General features: G+C 39.4%; 19 protein-coding genes and 1 tRNA gene. 2 read left to right on the forward strand and 18 right to left on the reverse strand.

The genetic code is table 11. From position 1 onward, the window contains the following. Positions 1 to 25: 25 nt before the first annotated feature. On the forward strand, positions 26 to 445 hold the full coding sequence (locus tag E7B10_RS05345) for a hypothetical protein (RefSeq protein ID WP_287510996.1): 420 nt from the start codon (positions 26 to 28) through the stop codon (positions 443 to 445). Positions 446 to 526: 81 nt separating this feature from the next. On the opposite strand, the gene E7B10_RS05350 is transcribed toward E7B10_RS05345, so the two are convergent. From E7B10_RS05350 to moaC, 10 genes are all read right to left on the reverse strand, one after another. Then, a tRNA-Arg gene (locus tag E7B10_RS05350) sits at positions 527 to 601 on the reverse strand. Positions 602 to 774: 173 nt separating this feature from the next. After that, a complete protein-coding gene (locus E7B10_RS05355) occupies positions 775 to 1233 on the reverse strand; it encodes a low molecular weight protein-tyrosine-phosphatase (protein ID WP_287510999.1) in 459 nt (152 codons plus the stop codon). Between the two features lie 67 nt (positions 1234 to 1300). Next, the gene (locus tag E7B10_RS05360) at positions 1301 to 3544 is read right to left on the reverse strand and encodes an autotransporter outer membrane beta-barrel domain-containing protein (protein ID WP_287511000.1); all 2244 of its coding nucleotides are present in this window, start codon (positions 3542 to 3544) and stop codon (positions 1301 to 1303) included. Between the two features lie 145 nt (positions 3545 to 3689). Continuing rightward, positions 3690 to 4409, reverse strand: a complete 720-nt coding sequence (locus E7B10_RS05365; RefSeq protein ID WP_004696641.1) for a DUF4198 domain-containing protein — start codon at positions 4407 to 4409, stop codon at positions 3690 to 3692. A 265-nt stretch (positions 4410 to 4674) separates the two neighbouring features. Further along, positions 4675 to 6486, reverse strand: a complete 1812-nt coding sequence (gene typA / locus E7B10_RS05370) for a translational GTPase TypA (protein WP_316055526.1) — start codon at positions 6484 to 6486, stop codon at positions 4675 to 4677. A 197-nt stretch (positions 6487 to 6683) separates the two neighbouring features. Further along, positions 6684 to 7631 (reverse strand): 4Fe-4S double cluster binding domain-containing protein, encoded by a 948-nt coding sequence (locus tag E7B10_RS05375; RefSeq protein WP_316055527.1) that lies wholly within the window; start codon positions 7629 to 7631, stop codon positions 6684 to 6686. A 138-nt stretch (positions 7632 to 7769) separates the two neighbouring features. Further along, entirely contained in the window at positions 7770 to 8699 is a 930-nt protein-coding gene (murB, locus tag E7B10_RS05380) for a UDP-N-acetylmuramate dehydrogenase (RefSeq protein WP_287511004.1), read from the reverse strand. After that, positions 8674 to 9039: a YlbF family regulator gene (locus E7B10_RS05385; protein ID WP_227037132.1), complete on the reverse strand. Its 366-nt coding sequence runs from the start codon at positions 9037 to 9039 to the stop codon at positions 8674 to 8676. Before E7B10_RS05385 ends, murB begins: the two co-directional genes overlap by 26 nt. A gap of 105 nt (positions 9040 to 9144) precedes the next feature. Continuing rightward, positions 9145 to 9630, reverse strand: a complete 486-nt coding sequence (gene trmL / locus E7B10_RS05390) for a tRNA (uridine(34)/cytosine(34)/5-carboxymethylaminomethyluridine(34)-2'-O)-methyltransferase TrmL (protein WP_155086004.1) — start codon at positions 9628 to 9630, stop codon at positions 9145 to 9147. A 28-nt stretch (positions 9631 to 9658) separates the two neighbouring features. Beyond that, positions 9659 to 10171, reverse strand: a complete 513-nt coding sequence (gene moaC, locus E7B10_RS05395) for a cyclic pyranopterin monophosphate synthase MoaC (protein WP_287511007.1) — start codon at positions 10169 to 10171, stop codon at positions 9659 to 9661. Positions 10172 to 10279: 108 nt separating this feature from the next. Between moaC and E7B10_RS05400 the strand changes: the two genes are divergently transcribed. After that, positions 10280 to 10957, forward strand: coding sequence for a metal-dependent hydrolase (locus E7B10_RS05400; protein WP_279007482.1), 678 nt, complete (start codon positions 10280 to 10282; stop codon positions 10955 to 10957). A 107-nt stretch (positions 10958 to 11064) separates the two neighbouring features. Here E7B10_RS05400 and E7B10_RS05405 read toward each other — a convergent pair whose 3' ends face one another. The 8 genes from E7B10_RS05405 to E7B10_RS05440 form a co-directional block, all read right to left on the reverse strand. After that, positions 11065 to 12708 (reverse strand): VWA-like domain-containing protein, encoded by a 1644-nt coding sequence (locus E7B10_RS05405; RefSeq protein WP_281782878.1) that lies wholly within the window; start codon positions 12706 to 12708, stop codon positions 11065 to 11067. 134 nt (positions 12709 to 12842) lie between these two features. Next, entirely contained in the window at positions 12843 to 13943 is a 1101-nt protein-coding gene (locus E7B10_RS05410; protein ID WP_287511010.1) for an AAA family ATPase, read from the reverse strand. Between the two features lie 12 nt (positions 13944 to 13955). Continuing rightward, positions 13956 to 14762 carry a hypothetical protein gene (locus E7B10_RS05415; RefSeq protein WP_287511013.1) on the reverse strand — a complete coding sequence of 269 codons (807 nt, stop codon included), beginning with the start codon at positions 14760 to 14762 and terminating at the stop codon, positions 13956 to 13958. A 112-nt stretch (positions 14763 to 14874) separates the two neighbouring features. After that, on the reverse strand, positions 14875 to 15525 hold the full coding sequence (locus E7B10_RS05420) for a TrkA family potassium uptake protein (protein ID WP_004698681.1): 651 nt from the start codon (positions 15523 to 15525) through the stop codon (positions 14875 to 14877). 35 nt (positions 15526 to 15560) lie between these two features. Beyond that, positions 15561 to 16922 carry a TrkH family potassium uptake protein gene (locus E7B10_RS05425; protein WP_287511016.1) on the reverse strand — a complete coding sequence of 454 codons (1362 nt, stop codon included), beginning with the start codon at positions 16920 to 16922 and terminating at the stop codon, positions 15561 to 15563. 6 nt (positions 16923 to 16928) lie between these two features. Continuing rightward, the gene (locus E7B10_RS05430; RefSeq protein ID WP_287501793.1) at positions 16929 to 17933 is read right to left on the reverse strand and encodes a carbohydrate kinase family protein; all 1005 of its coding nucleotides are present in this window, start codon (positions 17931 to 17933) and stop codon (positions 16929 to 16931) included. Between the two features lie 339 nt (positions 17934 to 18272). Beyond that, positions 18273 to 19913 (reverse strand): heme anaerobic degradation radical SAM methyltransferase ChuW/HutW, encoded by a 1641-nt coding sequence (gene hutW, locus E7B10_RS05435; protein WP_287511018.1) that lies wholly within the window; start codon positions 19911 to 19913, stop codon positions 18273 to 18275. A gap of 21 nt (positions 19914 to 19934) precedes the next feature. After that, a complete protein-coding gene (locus tag E7B10_RS05440) occupies positions 19935 to 20453 on the reverse strand; it encodes a flavodoxin family protein (protein WP_008601576.1) in 519 nt (172 codons plus the stop codon). Positions 20454 to 20457: the final 4 nt, after the last annotated feature.

Raw genomic sequence — 20457 nt, forward strand, 5'->3', positions numbered from 1 at the left:
ATGGCGATAAGGAGGACTTAATAGTATGGGAAAATATATGATAATCCTAATGTTTACATTAGTAGCTATTGCTGTAGTTTTTGCTACTTATAACTTATCTATAATTAGATCGATGCCTCCTGAAGAGCGTTATAAACTTCTTTACTTTAAGGATGATCAAGTCTCTATAGGCATTGGCTTAGTAAGAAGAACATTTAAATTAAGCGATATTCGAGAAGTACGTTTTTCTAAAGGCAAAAAATTCCGTAGCATGGGCAGCTGGGCCGGCAGAATGCAAATTTGCAAACTAAATGGTAAGACAAGCCGTTGGATAGAATTTGATGGTACGGTCTATTACAAAAAGATGGTATATATAACTAATGAAGAAATCATTGATAAATCTATAGACTTACTGATAAATGAATTTCAATCACGAGGAATTCGTTGTACTAAATATAGATGCTAAAATATAATTTCCTGAACTATACATCAACATAAAGAATAAAGGCATGTAAAAAGGCTTCTCGAAATCGAGAAGCCTTTTATTTGGTGCGCCTAGCAGGAATCGAACCTGCGCACCCGGTTCCGGAGACCGGCGCTCTATCCCCTGAGCTATAGGCGCATGAATACCTAAAAATTATACCATATTACGCTATGCTTCGGTAGTATAAAGTATAAAGCGAGATAGGCTGTGTATATAGAAAAGACCTTACTATTAAGCCAATTCAGTTTCGAAATAACTATAGTTAAACTCAATCACTACTGCTACACCGTCTAATAGTAAGGTCTATATATTTATATTTTTTCTTTAATCAACTCTAATAGAGCATCACAGCTGCGACTTACATCATCATAGGTTTCATCAAAGTTCCCCGTATACCAAGGATCCTTTACATCACGGTTTTCACCAACGAACGACATGGCCTTATACACTTTAGAGTCTATATCATTGCCAATGATACGTTTTAAATTCCGCCCATTATTTTCATCCATGATAATAAGATAGTCAAAATTATGATAGTCATCAACCGTTACTTGACGAGCCTTACGACGCGTATAAAGAATACCCATTTCATCTAGCTTTTGCTTAGTCCCATAATGAGTATCGTTGCCTATCTCCTCACGAGATGTACCAGCAGACTCGATATAAATAGAATCATTTAAACCTGCCTTATTAACGATATGCTTCATATAGAACTCTGCCATCGTAGAGCGGCAAATATTGCCGTGGCAGATGAATAAAATCTTAGTCATAATTAACTCCTTACATACTAATGGTCCTTACAGCATACGCTATAAGGACCATTAAAGCAATATTTAATTAAAAATTATGCCGTATCCCAGCATCAATGCGCCATGTATTTTCTATAGCAGCACCAAAGTTTTTAGTGAATGTACCATATAGATATGTACTAGGTCGAATATTCCAAGATCCGCCAATCTCAGCATCAAGCCATGTATCTTTCAAATCGACTTCCGTTTGTACTGTTGAATTTCCCGGGGCAGAATACGTTGTATTCACCTTACCAGAGAATTCGTGAGCCAACGCTAATTTAGCAAAGATATTGGATTTTTCTGTTTCCTTCCCAATGCCAATACCGAGTCTACCTACAGCAGAGTTCACAGCATCAGCTTTCACATGCATAGAACCACCACCGACAACAGAGGCATCATAGGATACACCATTCAAACGGCCTACAATAAATTCTACACTAGGATCGATATAGAAACCATTTTGTTTCTTGATGCGTTTACCGTATTCAGCACTCAATGATGTACCATACATATGATAATTGCCATTTACCCGCTGTCCACCTACAGTATAAAGGTTGTAATTATTGGATAAACGATTACCACGAGCGATAATATCTAAATAACTACCATCGTCATGTTGTTTTGTGCCGTACAAGGCAATGCCACCAAGTTTACCATCACCACTGCCATTAGTATAAGAATTACTGGATGTACTATAATCAATGGCACCTCCCAAAATCCAACCATTAGAAGCCTTATGATCGTAGCCGACTTGTACACCATTATACGTCATATGTGCATCAGCACCGTCTGTAATTTTAGATTTACCGCCTATATATTTCGCCCATACACCTTGGTTTGTATTAGCTAAACGAAGATCTCCTAAACGGCGTTGTAAATCATTAGTATTACTCTTCCATGCCATAGCAGTCGATGTAAGAGCAGATTTTGAACCACTCACTAAGGATGATTCATTAGCACGATTAATCTTTGTTGTATCATTTACAACAAGACGCCCCTGCGAGTCAAAATGATCTGCACCTAGTTCTGCAACAGCACCTGGACGAGTAATCCCTTCATTGATTTGAACTGTTGTGCTCAGTTTTTTATCATTGCCAGTATATTGTAATTTATCAGCTAAGGCTTGTATTTCCTTTCGGTAGCTATCATCATTAGTCAAATTAGCTCCATCGCCTTGCAAGGTAATATGGCTATTATCTGCAGCATGTTCAACAACAATATTCCCCTTTCCTTTTTCACTAGCTGGAACACCGGCCTTATAAACAGCATTCACATAGCCGCTATAATTTTGAATTGTAATAGGCCGTGCATCGATAGGATGAAGGATACCGGCTGCCGTTGGATTTGCACCGCCTACGAGATTGCGAACCTTACTGCCCTTATATAGATATGCTGCATTATCCCCAGATGGACGTTCTCTTTTAGGGGTAGGACGCTCCATACCAATCCATTCATTATTCCAAGTCCCTCCATTTTGTAAGTAAATGTCAGCACCAGAATTATGAGGGTTCTTATTGCTTTCAGCATATTCATTTAGTACAGCACCCGTAAGTTTAGAATTAGGTGTTGTAAAAGCTAATGCTATATTCGTTGGCACTTCGTTATGATTTGGATCACGACCATAATCCTTATTAATTAACCCTACATTACCAACAGCGACTAATTCTTTAGACCCTGGATGTTTACCATCAGAGCCAGTATTAACGTATACATCACCCTCTTCTGCCACCACAGAGTAAGTATCAGAGGTTTCTAAAGGATGCGTGATGATACGTCCACCACCATCAACAATGATATGACCACGTTGATTAGCTTGTAAACCGACACCGATAGCATCAATATCTACATTGCCTTTGACGTGAATATTAGTATCTCCATAATCTCTATCAGGATTGTCCTTGCTGAGTCTTGGCACTTTACCGCCGTAACCAGCATACACAGCGCTCATATAGTAATGGCCGAGTTCCCTTTTTGAGGCTGGTGCATCATTCTTTAACCGTACAATTAAATCCTTATCCACAGTCAATTGTGAACCAAAACCATTATAGATACCCGTTACATTCTTACTTTTACCAGACTCCGTTAAGCTTTTACCATGTACATTTACAGTTAAGGTGTCCTCAATATGCTTAACTTCTGGTTGTGTTTGTACAGGTGACCCCATTGTTAATCCAAGCAATTCCTCCGCTTTATCACTTGTGGCATTAATTTCTGTAGCAAATGCAGAGCAGGTCATTCCAGTTAATACCAACGCAGCCATCACAGCCGATACATTTCGTTGTAATTTCATAAAAATCTCTCTTTCTTACCCCGCTTAATACGAGGCTCTCACAGAACGCATTTATACGTACACCCTAAAAATATAAAAAGACCCCCTAAGTCCAACTTAGGAGGTCTTGTTTATTTCACACACTTAGTAAATAGTATATCCTATATTATTCAGGATTGATGATGAAGGACAATGCACTGAAGTATTTATTTTGCTCACCTTTAGTTTGAGTTGGGAAGCCCACTTCAACGCCTACTACGTTAAGGCCGTTAGCACTTACAGTAACAGTTGCTTTACCATTAGCATCTGCTTGACTTTCATTAGTAAGATCATTAATTACGTCTTTAATAAGAGGTGCATTTGCATATGGTTTACCGTCTTTCAAGACTTGGATTTCATATGTATCACCTTTTCTAAGAGTTAATGGATTAACAGATGGAATGATTTGAATGAAAGCATCTTTATTATTGAAAGGTTTTGCTTCTGCATTCCAGTAGTGAACGTCATATTTAATGGCATGTGTACTTTTTTGAGCACCTGGTACTTCAGAGATTGGTTTATGAACAGTTTTGCCATCTTTGTCTTTTGTCCAATAACCATAGTCAAAGTCAGTTACTGTAATACCCAATTTATCATTTGGTACAACTACTACATTTTTTTCATGTTTAATAACTTGTACAGGAATTACCATGCCATTGTTATCTAAGCCAATGATGCTTTTTACCATTTCTGGGCTATACGCATCATCAACAGGGCCTTCGCCAAGTACTAGCGCTTTTTCATCTAAGCGGTTAGCAAAGAATACGCCATGCGCATCAACGGAAGAGCACACACAACCTGCAGCTAAACCTACTGCAAATAAAGAAGCTAAGATTTTCTTATTCATAAGAACCTCCATAATCAATAACTTTTTCAATAAACTTGTTATTATTATACAGCGTTACAAATATTTCGTATATACCAATACCCCTATCAGCAAGTTATTATGCGTATTTAGTATATTAACTTATTTTTATACCCAATAATCATAAATGATAAAATTATCACCTATTTTCATGAATATATGACTTGTAAGAATATGTTAGATAAATACTTATAGATTAGATAAAAAAGGCGCTCCTTAAGGAGCGCCATTATATCCGCATGAGATATTATTTTTTATTCTTCGCTGCTTTCGCACGTGCGTTACGATCAAGAATTGTTTTACGCATACGAATGCTTTCAGGTGTTACTTCAACAAGTTCATCATCGTTGATCCACTCAAGAGCTTCTTCCAAAGAGAAGATACGAGGTGGAGTCAAGCGTACCGCTTCATCAGAGGAACTGGAACGCATGTTGGTAACATGTTTTTTCTTACATGGGTTAACATCCATATCAAGTTCACGTGTATTTTCACCGATAACTTGGCCTGCATACACGTCTTGGTTAGGGCCAACGAACAATGTACCACGATCTTGAACGGAGTTTAAACCATATGGAGTAGTTTCGCCATTTTCGAATGCTACCAAAGCACCACGTGTACGGGAAGGAATTTCACCTTTATATGGTGCATAACCATGGAATACATGGTTCATGATACCATTACCTTTTGTAGCTGTTAAGAATTGTGCACGGAAACCGATCAAGCCACGAGCCGGAACTACGAATTCCATACGAAGATAACCGGCCAATTCAACCATGTTAGTCAACTCAGCTTTACGTTGACCGAGATTTTCCATTACAGTACCCATAAATTCCTGAGGTACGTCGATGGTCAATGCTTCGAGCGGTTCACACAATTGGTCGTTAATAGTTCTGAAAATTACACGAGGTTTACCTACTTGTAATTCGTAGCCTTCACGACGCATAGTTTCAATCAATACTGCCAAATGCAATTCACCACGACCAGATACTTTGAACGCATCTGCAGAATCAGTTTCTTCTACTTTCATAGAAACGTTAGTTTCTACTTCACGGAACAAACGATCACGCAAGTGACGGGATGTAACGAATTCACCTTCGCGGCCTGCGAATGGAGAGTTATTTACGGAAAACACCATAGACAATGTTGGTTCGTCGATGGAGATGGATGGCAATGCTTCAGGATTTTCAGCATCCGCTACTGTTTCGCCGATGTTAATATCGTCGATACCTGCAAAGGCAATGATATCACCCATTTCAGCTTCGTCAGTTTCAACGCGATTCAAACCATTGTATGTGTACACACGACCGATTTTCGCTTTACGAGTGCTTTCACCGTTCATGATTGCCACTTGTTGGTTAGTTTTCATTTTACCGCGAACGATACGACCTACAGCGATTTTACCGATGAAGTTATCATAATCAAGTGTAGTTACCATGAATTGAAGAGGGCCTTCCATATCACCTTGTGGTGCCGGAATTTCATCAATCAATGTTTTGAACAACGGTTCCATGTTTACAGCTTCATCATCCCAGTTGGTTTTGGAAACACCGGAACGGGCAGATGCGTAAACTACAGGGAAATCGAGTTGATCATCGTCAGCTTCAAGTTCCATAAACAATTCAAGGACTTCATCCTCAACCTCTTTAACACGTTGGTCAGGACGGTCGATTTTATTGATAACTACGATTGGTTTCAATTTTTGCTCTAATGCTTTACGCAAAACATATTTAGTTTGAGGCATTGGACCTTCGTAAGCATCTACGAGAAGCAATACGCCATCAACCATGTTAAGTACGCGTTCCACTTCGCCGCCGAAGTCAGCATGGCCTGGAGTATCAACGATGTTGATTTTGATGCCATCATGCATAACAGCAGTGTTTTTAGACAAAATAGTAATACCGCGTTCACGTTCCAAATCGTTGGAGTCCATTACGCGTTCTGCTACCTTTTCATTCTCACGGAACACATGGCTTTGTTTTAATAATGCGTCCACCAAAGTAGTTTTACCATGGTCAACGTGGGCGATAATCGCTACATTACGAAGATTTTCGCGAATCATAAGATCCTCCCTTTAATTCTTTCAGTATATTCTATATCACATAGCCTCTGTGAAAGTAGCTATGTAGGTATATTTTCCAAAAATGGCAACAGTTAATTATAACGCAGTCTATAGAAAAAAGTCAAAATAGTACACCTATTCTAATCATGGCAATTTCAACATTCGATTATACTTTTGACTCATCTTAGGACAAAAGCCTATTTACGCGCTATCGCCCGCTTAGCAGATTTACGCAACAACTGAATTTGTTTATCTGTTAAATGGAAACAGAATTTAGGAATCAGCTTTTTTATAATCTCCTCATCAGAAGCTTTCAAAATATATTCTGGCTGTAGCAACGGCTCTAATTCATCAAGTCCAGGATAATCCAGCCCTATGCTCCAGTCATGGTCTGCATTAAAAGGGCATGCATCCTGGCAGTTATCACAACCTAATATCCACGCCTCCAGCATATCGTCTGTGACACCATCCGGTAACTTACCATCACCGAATGTATTAATAAAAGATACACATGTTAACGGATTCATAGTAAACGGTGCAGATAAGGATTTTGTCCTACACCCTTGCTGACATAAATTACAAGAATCCGGACATGGTGGTATCTCTAACTGTTGAATATACTTACAGGACGCATCAATTAAATAGCCCACCAGTTCATAGCTAGAACCTTTAGGTCCATAAAAAAAATTATTTTTTCGATAAATGCCTAAACCAGCTGCTACCGAAGCGGGCCGTAAAGGAATAATTCCGGCAGGTTTCGCCGTTTCACCGCCAATATATCGTATTCCATTTTCACCAAGCCAGGCTTCAAAAGATTGCCTTCGTTTAAACTCATCACTGTGAGGAATATTTGACAAAGATAACAACAACCCTTTTGCATATCGCTTTCGAAGAGATACAGGAAACTTATAATCACCAAAATATTCAGTACAAACCACTATGGATTGTGCCCAAGGATACTTTTCTTTTAATGCTAAAAAATCTTTACTATGCGCATATACCTCTTTACTTTCAGGTACATCTTCTAAACGCTTTATCAACCGTTCTTTATAAAAATCAAGTGCATCAAGAGGTACTATACCACAACTGTCATATCCACACGCTAGCGCTTTATCATAAATCTCCTGGGCCAACAAAGTATTCATATCATCGCCTCCAAAATATGAACTAACTATGAACCTATCATACTCTTTTAAAAACTATAAAAAAAGATTTCTTATGAATCCGCCATCCTTAAAAGAGTAACATTACATAAGAAATCTTATATTAGTATTTAATTTGTATTAATCTTCACCAATCATGCGTACTTCTGGTTCGAGATGTACACCATGTTGATCATACACACGACGTTGTACCTCACTAATCAGGTCAAGTACATCCTTCGCACTTGCACTACCTATATTAATTACGAAGCCAGCATGCTTATGAGATACTTGCGCATCACCTACAGACAAACCTTTTAGGCCTGTTTGTTCAATCAATGTACCTGCAAAGTACCCTGGTGGGCGCTTAAAGGTTGAACCTGCACTGGCATATTCCAAAGGTTGCTTTGATTCACGTTTTTCTGTTAACTCATCCATACGTGCCTTGATGGCATCCTTGTCGCCTGGTTTGAGTGTCATAATGACTTCCCCAATAACTTCATGATTATCGTGGAATACACTATGACGATAAGCAAAGTCCAAGTGAGATGCATCATACTCTTTAATATTTCCTTGGAAATCTACGGCTCTCACTGCAGTAACTACATGGCTCATTTCCCCATCATAAGCACCTGCATTCATAAATACGGCACCACCAAGTGTGCCTGGAATACCAATGGCAAATTCAAGACCAGATAAACTATTCTCCCAAGCAAATTCAGAAGCATCCTTTAACATATACCCGGAACCAATGCACAATGTGTTTTCGTTACAATCCATGATTTGGGTCATATGTCGAACTGATACGACAGCACCACGGATACCTCCGTCTTTCACTAAAATATTAGATCCACAACCAATAATAGTTACAGGCACATCTAATTCGTGAATGGTACGAAGTGTAAAACTAAGTTCTGCCATCGTAGTAGGTTCAATAAATAAGTCCGCAGGTCCTCCAATTTTGAATGTCGTATGATGACAAAGAAGCTCCTGCTCTCGTACACGTGTACTTGGTAATTTTTCTAATAAAGCTGTTTGTAATACCTTAATGTTTTGGTTGTTGTTCGCCATGATCTAACACTTTCATCCCCTCAGTGATTGGTTCGCTAATGATTTTATAAATATCATTAGAAATCTGGCTCCAACGCATTTGCGCTTGCAAATAAGCAGACGCTGCAGCATTTTCTTGAATTTGAGGCATCAATTCCTCTTGTTTCTTTTGCAACTCATCCGCTTCTGGAGCACCGGACAACTTAGCATATTCCCATTGCATTTGTTGAGCCATAAATGTGCGAACCAAACCCGTTGCTACTGCATCTGCTTTCACTGCTTCCTGAGCAGCCATTAACTCTTTGTACTCTTCAGATTCACGCATTGCGTGAGCTAAATCATGAGCTTTATCGTAGTTCATAATATCCTCCTCCAAACAACACCGTTAAAATCGCTACCTGTCATATAGATTTGGTAGATCTTCTAACACATACGTATAATATATTTCTCAATTATGAAAGTCTATTTATTTAGATTGAATCCAATTGCCTTCAGCCTTAAGATCTGGATAATCAAGTTGACGCATACCTTCATAAGCTATAATTGCCACCGCATTAGATAAGTTCAGAGAACGTGCTTCATCTACCATGGGTATACGAATGCATGTATCCTCTTTACCATCTAATAAACTTTCAGGCAACCCTCTTGTTTCAGGCCCAAAAACGAGCATATCACCAATTTCATATTTCACCTCGGAATGAGTATGCTTTGCTTTGGTAGTGGCATAGAAATATCTACGATTAGGATATTTCTCATATAATTCTTGAATATTTTCATGTACCTGTACATCTACCAAGTGCCAGTAATCAAGGCCAGCCCGTTTTACATGCTTGTCATCAATAGAAAAGCCAAGGGGTTTGATGAGATGTAAGGTCATATGATTGGCGGCGCATAAGCGTGCTATATTTCCTGTATTGCCTGGAATTTCAGGCTCATAAAGTACTATTTCCATTTTCAATCCCCTATTCTTTATATCTATATTATTCTACAAAGGAACGGACAAAATGTCCACTTTTCCCGCCTTCTTTTTCTACAAGATATGTAGGGCCTATAATCATCCCCTTATCAATAGCTTTACACATATCGTAGACTGTTAAAAGTCCTACTTGAACCGCCGTAAGTGCCTCCATTTCAACACCTGTCTTTCCTGTCGTTTTTACGGTAGCATGAACTTTAACAGCTCTATTATGTGTAGCATCCGTACAGGCTGGACTTTCACCATCAACAAGAGTACAATGCACCTCAACCTTAGTTAATGCTAACGGATGACAAAGGGGAATGAGATTACTCGTCTGTTTCGTCCCCATAATAGCTGCCAATTGAGCCACACTAAGAACATCCCCTTTTTTTATTGTTCCCGCCGCAATGCGTTCATAAATTGCATCATTAATAGTAATAAAGCCTTCTGCCACAGCAGTACGAGTTGTAATATCCTTATCTGATACATCTACCATCCAAGCATTTCCATCTTGATCAAAATGTGTTAAATCCATAATATATCCTTACTAATTATGTATAAATTATCACCAATAGTTTTATTTTCATTTATTATATTATACAATAGAATTAAGAATTGTATGTACAAGGAAGGAAGTGTTCCTATGAAAACAAAACTAACTTATTTTGGTCACGCTTGCTTTATGCTCACACGTGGCGATGTATCCATGATTTTCGACCCATTCTTGACCGGTAATACATGGGATATCGCTAAAAAAGAAGATATTAAATGCCAATATATCTTTGTCAGTCATGGACATGATGATCACTATGGAGACACAGATTTTATTGCCAAAGCAAATGACGCCCTCGTTATCTCTACTGCTGAGGTAGCGGGTAAAGCAGCTGCTGCCGGTTGCCGTACACACGCCATGCATTTAGGTGGTAAGTTCGACTTTGAATTCGGTTCTGTTCGAATGGTTCCTGCCTTCCACGGCTCTGGCATCCCTGGCGGTCACGCTGCAGGTTGTATCGTAGATTTCTATGGAGATATCCTATACTTCGCTGGTGATACAGCACTCTTTAGCGATATGAAATTATTAAATCGCTTTGGTGAAATCGATTACGCCCTTCTTCCTATCGGTGATAATTACACAATGGGAGTTGAAGATGCAGCCCTTGCTGCCTCTTATGTAAAAGCGCGTATTTCCATTCCAATTCACTACAAAACATGGCCTGTTATCGACCGTGAACCAGGTGTATTTACAAGTCTTGTAGAAGGCAAATATAACCAAACAGCACTCATTATCGATCCAGGCTCCTCTATTGAGCTTAACAACTAATAAAAGATCCACAGACCTAAAAATGACGCAATCCGCTGGATTGCGTCATTTTTGTATACCATTTTGGTTCAAGATTAAACCTATAAAAAAACATGCGACCTAATATACTAAATCTCTTGATTAGCCATAGAAAAGCCACCGCGATTAACCATACGTACAAACTCATCAATATCCTGAGTTTCATCAATCCCCACATAACCGAGTTCACGAACCATGCCGTACGGATTATGCAAAGATAATTGTGGATTCTCACCGGTCAATACCCACAGCACCTTATAGCCTCTTGGCGTCTCTCGTAGTCGCTCTTCCCCTTTGCCATCTGTAAAGTATACAAGTAAATCTACACGGTTTTGATTAGCCAGAGAGAATACAGGAGTAAAGGCTGTAGCACCACGCACATCGAGGCGCGGCTTCACATCCTTCACGGATTCCATCGTATAGGTGCGGCGTACTTCATTATCACATTCTACAACAGTAATACGATGGTTATAAGCATGCACGATTTGTAGCACTTGCTCTAAAGCATTTGTAAACTCCACATCAGTTATACTACCACTCATGTCGAGAGCTACCCATACATTTGCCTTATGTTGACGTAATGTGCCAGACAACTCCAAACGCTCAGGTTGACGACGATTACGACGCATCGTCGTTTTTTTGTATCCACTCGCTACCTTGCCCATTAACTTTTTAAGGTAGAAATACCAAGGCAAGGCACGACGTGTCTTTTGGAATGTATCGATAAGGCTTTTCACATAGCCTTCCATATCCCCCTTTGAGGCTTCGTTGATATAGCGCTCCGTGATTTGGTCCATCGTATCTGTATCAATAGAATCGGATTCATCCCAAATATCATGGCTGGTTTGAGGGTCAAACTCCATAGCAACCGCCGTATCTGCGTTATCAATAGGCACAAAGAGGTCTGGTTTTTCTTTCATGACCTTATCAATAGCCTTCGCATAGTATTCAATGGTACGGAAACGCTTTAATAACAAACCAAAGCGCGCATTTACATTGGCTACCGTTACCGCATCACGGTCTACATGTTCAAGGTAATCGTTTACGACCATATCCATAGCCATATGGACTGCTGTTTTGTGAAAGCCTTGGCTCAGCGCTTTTACCCGCATCAAATGAGCAGAAATGATATGAAGAACTTCACGCTTAATACCATCCTTCATCACATCAGGCGATTGGCGTAACAAGATAAAGGGATTTACATATAATACATATCCGCCCTGTTTAAGATTAATACCAAAAGCACTGGCCATATCAAAGCGAATGCGATGAGTCATTTGTAAGTAAAAGTAACCAAAGAATTGGTCCTCTTCAAGGAGCAAACTGTTTACATCATGCAATATATTCCACAACCGTTGCTCATAGGCTGGTGTCATTACGGCTTGCTGCATAACGGAGAGGTCTGTCCCCTCCACTTGTACGTCTTCAAGAGCACGACCGATAGTACCTATATGGCTATCCGACATATTATGGTTCATAAGATCAGCCGCTATACGTTCAGGCGCCATGCTATGATGTTGTTCTTCATAACTATCTACATAGGCCTCATAAGATGCGTATATTTGCGTATACAAAGCCTCTGCTTCACGATGAATACGCTCTCGTTTCGCATGCCATCGATCGAGCGTCTCGATAGCCTCCGCATCATAAGAACCATTCTTTTCCCAGCCATCAATATGAGTTAGCAAATCCGACGCATCACGTATATCATCCTTATCTAAGTTTCGTTGCATAATTCCACCTCCTTTTCTTAAAAAACAAATTTAGTTTATATCATATTCCATATATCAATTAGTCTCATAACTAATAATTTACTAAGATTGGTTATCTATATATAGCTTTGATTTGGTTAACTACACACATAGAATTATTTTTGAGCTTCAAAAAAAGTGTCTACAAAGAGATCATCTTCAATAGCATAAGCGTAAACGCGCTCATAAGTGTTACGAAGATCTTTCATAACCGCTACGCGCAAATCCCCTGGATACAAGGTTAAAAACTCCACAAAGTGATGTACTTCCTGCGCATTGCTATTGCGATTTAAACGATGCAACATATTTTTTGCTGCTACATAAAGGCGAGTTGGGCTTTCACCTTTAACCTGCTCAGCCATAGACATAATAGCACCTGGTTTTTGAACCGCTGTTAATACATCATCAAGGGTAATAAGAGGTTCTTGATCGGACTCGATAAAGTTTACAAAAGCCTCCGCAATGAGTTTACCTACGTTACCGCGGATAACATTCATAAATACATCCCGACTATAGCTTGTGCCCTCTTGATTCTTATAAATTCTATATAGACCGGACACGCGTTCAAAGGAACGAGGTGTGGCATCGATATCGTCTTCGTGACGTTGATTTAAATATTCTGGATAGGAAGAAATAAATTCAATAACCTTTTCTTCAATACCTGCACCGATAGCCCAGTCAATCCATTGCATATAATCAGCATTCATATAAAGCCATACGAATCGGTTTTGTTGTGCCGGATCCATATCGATGGTTTGGTAATCAAAGGAATCTTCAGGGTTCATAGCGGCGATGATGCGCACTTGATCACTTAAAGAAAAGCCATTAATTTCACGGTTTAGAATAAGGTTCATCAACTCTTGTTGAACTGCATGTTCTGCGCGGTTAATTTCGTCGATAAACAGCAATACTTGGCGCCCTTTATCTACGGCTTGTGCCACATGTTCCAATGTATGATGCACAGCGTATACTGTAGTTTTCACATCCCGTCTATTGCCATGACCATCCGTATGAGTCACCGTTTCTACTGTAGGCAAGCCACCAATTTCACCTTCTTTTAAGAGGTTTCCGTCAATAGTTACTAATTCCCAATTATGTACCTCTGCAACGTGCGCTGCGAGAGAGGTTTTACCAATGCCCGTCTCACCAACGAGCAAGGGCACCTGATTAGCGGCAAGCACTAATTCAACGCTTGCCATTGTATCTATAAAGTTCATTACATCTCCGTTCTAATATTTCAAATATTCGCCTACTGCGATTTTCTTAACAGTTCTAGTACCATACATATCAATAAGTGACAATATATCAATAGGCCATTTTGATTGACGTCCACCGATAGCTTTATTGTTGATTAACTCGCGTATATAGTCTTCATCAACTGTATCGCCGGAAATAGCATCTACAATTATAGCTTTGATTTCGTCTACTGTAACACCCAATGTATTAGGTATATAACCGACAATAGCCGCACTTACTTTAAATAGATGCAAGGCCAAGTCCTTAGTGAGGGTTGTAATCTGCCGCATTGCCTGTGGATCTTGCTTTACTGCTGCTTCTAGTACAGCTACGCTAGGCTCATCAATGTAGCGCAAGGCTAAGTAACTCTCTTGCACGGCTTGTAACTGCACAACCTCGCTTGGAGCATTGATATATTGTAAGGCATCATAATTCGCCTTCACCGCTTCTAATTGCAATTCTTCAGATGGGTTTGCAATATAGCGAATAGCCCAGCCTGATTGAGCTAACGCACTTTGAATTAATGTATCAGACGGATCGCTGATGTATTCTAAAACTGCCCAATCTTTTTCCACTAAGGTTTTTAACAATTCTTCTGTAGGATTTTCAACGAATTGTATAGCTCGTGGTGCTTGTAAAAGCGCCGTTTCAATAACCTTTTGAGTAGGTTCTTTAATATATTGTAACAGCATGCCGTTTTGCCCCACACATGTAAGTTGCATAGCTTCTGTAGGATTTGGAATATTTCGAATCCCATGTGGGTTATTCATCAGCGCCGTTATATATTGTTCCTCTGTCATAATAACCTTCATTTCTATATTAAAAGGCCATACGAATACGTATGGCCTATACTGAATTCTATCTCATTATATCATATTTTTTCGATATATTTATATCTCTTTCGTATACTTACTACACTGTTAATGCATCTAAATCAGAATTATTTCCTATGATTAATAGTTTATCCTCCGCCGAAAGAATCGTAAACGGATTAGGAGGGACTTCTAAATCCTCCCCACGCCTGATGCCTACAGCATTAAGATTATATTTCTCACGCAGATTAGAATCTTTTAAGCAGGTGCCTACCAAAAATTTAGGCATATCTACTTCAATAAGGCTAATGCTTTTAGATAGTTGTAAGTAATCCATTACATGTTCTCGTGTCAACGATTGAGCTAACCGTTGTGCCACATCATATTCTGGATAGATGACCATATCTACCCCCATCTTCTTGAGCATCTTACCTTGGAGTGCATTTTCAGCTTTCGAAACCACATGAGGCATATTCATTTCTTTCAACAACATCGAAGTCATGAGATTAGCCTGGATATTATCACCAATGGCAACAATAACTATATCAAATTGGCTCAAAGCTAAGGCTTTAATAGCCTCTTCATCAGTAGTATCTGCTACAATAGCATGTGTTACATAGGGGGAAACCTTTTGTACAATTTCTGGATTAATATCTACACCTAAAACCTCATGATTCATAGAGGCTAACATCTTGGCTATAGTCGTACCAAATTGACCAAGACCAATGACGGCAATTGTTTTATATTTCATGCTATATCTCCTGATAGACTAACTATTCTACTCAATTACATCAATACATTCTCTTCTGCATACCCAATTGGCTTCGTTGGTGAAGTCCTAAGAGCCCATGTACCAATAACGGTCATAACACCGACACGACCTGTAAACATAACAAGCATCAGCACCCATTTACTGCTTTCAGATAAATCAGACGTAATTCCCGTCGTAAGGCCTACAGTCCCAAAGGCGGACGTAACCTCAAATAACAATCGAATAAAATCATAAGGCTCATCCCAGGCCAGATAACAGGTGGCTATCAAAATAAGAAGAAGCGATAAAAATATAATCCCGTTGGCTTTAAGCACTGTTACTAATGAAATACGACGTTCAAAAATCTCTGTATCTGGACGGTTATTAAACAAGGTACGCGATGCAAGTATGGTTACTGCTACGGTACTAATTTTAACGCCTCCACCGGTAGAGTTCGGACCCGCACCAATAAACATGAGAATAATGGTAACAAACAAGGTAATTGGATGTAATGCATTATAATCAACCGTTGCAATCCCAGCTGTACGCGGCGTAATCGCTTGAAATAAAGAGGCCATTATTTTATTCCAAATCGGTAATGACCCAAAGGTTTTTGGATTTGACCATTCCACACCTAAAAAAATGATAGTTCCTAATAGGATAAGAATCGCTGTGCCTACTAACATAATCTTAGTGTGAAGTTTTAAGTCAACAAATCGTCGCACCTTACGGTGTGACCATATGTCAAAGGCCGCTAAATAGCCAAAACCACCGATAACAATTAGTACTGCTGTATTGATATTAAATAATATGTCCCCTACCATGGCATAAGGTAGATCATTATCAAAAAATACAAATCCAGCGTTACAAAAGGTGGAAACAGCTTGCATGATACCGGTATACAATGCAGCCTGTCCAATATAGGGATATAGCTGAATCGTATAGATTATGCCTCCCACAATTTCAATAGCAAAGGTATAAAGCGTTAACTTTTTCGTAATATGTAATAAACCAGTCATACCCTCCTGTCCGACATCCTCGGACAAAAGCATACGATTTTTAAGGCCTACTCGTTTACCTAGAAGCAAAGCAATTATGGTCGTGAAAGATACAATTCCTAACCCACCTAACTGAATAAGGATAACCATTACAATCTTGCCAAATAAAGACCAATGATAATAAGTATCTACAGTGGTCAGCCCTGTTACCGAAACACAAGATACGGCGGTAAAAGCGGCATCTACAAGAGCCGTCGTTTGCCCCTGAGCACTCGCCATCGGTAACATAAGCAATATTGTACCTATAATCATGACGCCTAGAAAGCTAAACGCTAATAATCGATAGGGATTTTGTTGCATGTACCGTTGTACATGAGAATGGGAAATATCGTGCCACATACTGATTTACTCCAATCCCATTAACTTATGTACAACTTGTAAACTTGGTAAAGCGCTACGACCACCAATCCCTTGCGTATTTAAAGCTGCTACAGCGGACGCAAAGATAGCAGCTTTTTCTAAATCAGAATGTCCACAATGTTGTAATAAATCTATAGCATATGTAGAGGTCTCTAACCCTTCTACTGGGGCTAACTCTCTTAATAATGTAACAAGCTTTGAAAGAAATGCACCATGAAAACTATCTCCGGCCCCCGTTGTATCAACTACATATTCTTGAGGGAATGCCTGACAACGATAGAAAGTTCCATCAGGCCATACAAAATAACTACCATTAGCGCCATCCGTAACCCCCGCAATAAGAGCACCACGGTCATGAATGATACGACAAGCTTCTTCTAAATTAGTAGTGCCCGTATATTTTTCAGCATAATCACGAGCAACAATAGTAATATGACTTGACTCTGTAATAGATTTCATCTCTTCATCGTAGCGCTGTGCACCTCCATCGAGAGAGATAATAGTACCTGCCTTTTGTGCTAACGCCATGGCAGAACACATGAATTGTCGATGCCGTCCGTTAACATGTAAAATGAAAGCTTCTTTAATTAATTGCTTATGAGTATCTAAAAATACTGGCTCTGGCGCAGTAGAGCGTTCAAAAAATACGGCACGCTCGCCAGTGCTATGCTTTACTAGGATTGTAGCAACGCCACTCTTTTCCCCCTTTTCAATGTGGATAGCATCAGTATTAACATTATATTTTTTGAAATCATCTAAAATATGACGCCCCACCATATCGTCACCGATACTGTCAATCATGGCCGTACGTGTACCATATTTACCTGCAACGGCTAATGCTGTAGCTACAGGTCCTCCACCATCGGTGGTAGAAGATACAACTTGTTGTACCTCACGTCCCGTTGGGTAATGATCCACAACGATGAAGCGGTCTAATGTGCTAGCCCCAATACCTAATATATCTATTTCTTTTTGAGGACATGTACTCATACTAACCTCCTAAGCCTTTTATCAGCTATACAAGCAATATCACTTCACATCTTTTAGATTTACTATCTCACTTATTGTTTTATGATTTTAACAGCAATTAGATTTTTATTGTCCTTATAGACTTATACATCTATTCCTATACATCTATTGCTATACTTTTTAAAGTCATTTAAGTCTTATACCTACAGAATACCTTTCGCTCTATAAAAAGTAAACCCCAGACTACAGTCTGGGGCTACTTTGTACTACAGAGAGCACGTATATGTCACGTAATATGTCTTGTATATTATATGTTGGTTATTCGGAGAGGTTGTTAGAATTAAGGTGTAACATAACAGTTTAAGACATCATACGTTCCATCATATATTCAATCTCATCAGCACTTAAATTGTACATAGCTTGTACCATTCGTTCTGCTGCTTCGCCAGAAGCACCGCTCTTAGCAATTTCAGCTTTAGCCTTAGCAATGAGAGCATCTTTACGTTGTGCTTCGGAATCTTCGTCAGTTGGTACAGAGATATTGGCTTTACCTTGGCCAATGCCACGTACCTCTTGGTTAGGATTTTCTTTAGAAATTGTTTTTGTATCTTGTGCTGCTACTGCTTCTATAGCGAAGGAATTCTTACCAGTCATGATATATTCAACAGCTTCTAATGTACTTTGCGTAAGATTTACAGTCCAGAATTCGCCTGCATCAGTCAATTTATAAAGCAATCCATTATAGGCAACAAGACCTCGTTTTTCCCATAATTTATAGAGCCAGTTCAATTCATCTAATCTGGAATCCATTTTTACTAAGCTCATAATATTGAGGAATCCTTGTTCTAATTGACTTACTACTCGGTTTACGATAGGTTGTAAATCACTTTGTTTCATAAGGGCCATAAATGGTTTTTCACCGCGGGTAACCATATCTTCGTATGGTTTTAATGCACGATGTAACATCATCCCATAACCGTCGACGTTACCACCTGCACCACTACCAAATGGGAACATTGGAACGCCCGATTTAGCTAAAGTGTTATACAAGCTACGTTCACGATTATTAGCACTCCAGTGAGCGGCACTCAATCGACGATAGGAACGTTCATCAAGGTATTTACGACCAAATTCAAACATATCCCCTTGCATCGCTGTTGTGGCTGCAGCTGGAACTTTGCCGTTTGTAATGTCTTTATTGAGATCACTACCATCAAATACATTTAATTGATATAGGTCTGCACCATCAACACCAGAGCTTACTAAATCAGCTAAATCTTGTTCCCACACCTCCATAGTTTGACCAGGCAAGCCATAGATTAAGTCAATAACGACAGAGCATTGACCATAAGCTTTCAAAGCAGCTAGTCGTTCTAATACGGTTTCTTTCGTATCTAAACGGCCTACCATTTGACGCACTTCTGTGTTAAAAGATTGTACGCCGATGGACATACGGTTGACGCCGTTTGCCATCCAAACTTCAAGATTTTCAGGGATCAAATCGTGAATACGACCTTCTAAGGTAAGCTCGTAATCATTTGCCAATGGCAAGTACGCTTTAATCGCTTTAAGCAATCTTTCAGAATTTGTAGGTGATAGAGATGTTGGTGTGCCACCGCCGATAAATACGGCATGGATCAAACCATCTTTTAATCTCGAACGCTCACTAGCGAGCTTTAATTCACTGATAAGACCATCAATATATTGGTCTTCAACACTTTGACTCGTACCGTTTTGGAAGAAACCACAATATGTGCATTTTGTCTTACAAAACGGAATATGAATGTAAGCGCATTGCATTTCGCCCTTTTTAGGAGTGCCATTCATTAACGAATCCCAAACGGCTTGTGTTTCTTTTGGAGAAACGAGCGTACCATTGAGACCTGCATGTACAACACGTTTATGAGGAAATGCACCACTCATCGGATTATCGCATTCTAAACCTAGTTGTAGGTTTCGCTGCTTCTCCGGAATGGATTCAAAGAAACTTGCTAAACTCATACTCCAATCCCCTTTCAGAAATTAGGCTTGCAACTTTGCAAGTACAGATTTTGTAAATTCTTTTGCATTTGCAAAGTCTTGTTCATCTGGATGAGTTTCCGCCGCTTTATGTAATGCATCGCGTTCTGGGCTTTGCCCATGTGCTGATCCAGGGGGGAACATTTTATACATCATTTCGATTACTTTAGGATCGATTTTACCTTGGCATACGAAGCCGTCTACAAGAGCTTCTTTGTTAGGCAATAATTCAGATGCTTTTTCGATACTTTCACGAGCATGATCAGAATCAGCATACATCCCTAGTGTGGCAAAGAATACCACATTAGGATTCTTTAAAGTTTCAATCAATTTTGCCGCTTCTTTATTCGCTGTACCTCGATCCACCCAGAAACCTACGAATACTGTATCATAATCAGCTAAATTTTCAGGTGCATCTTTTACAGGAACGCAAGGTGTACCTTCAGGCATAACGGAAGCCATTGCTTCCGCTACACTTTTAGTATTTCCCGTAAGGGAAGAATATAAAATAATAGATTTCATATTT

The sequence above is a fragment of the Veillonella sp. genome, assembly GCF_032470285.1.
GTDB lineage: Bacteria > Bacillota > Negativicutes > Veillonellales > Veillonellaceae > Veillonella.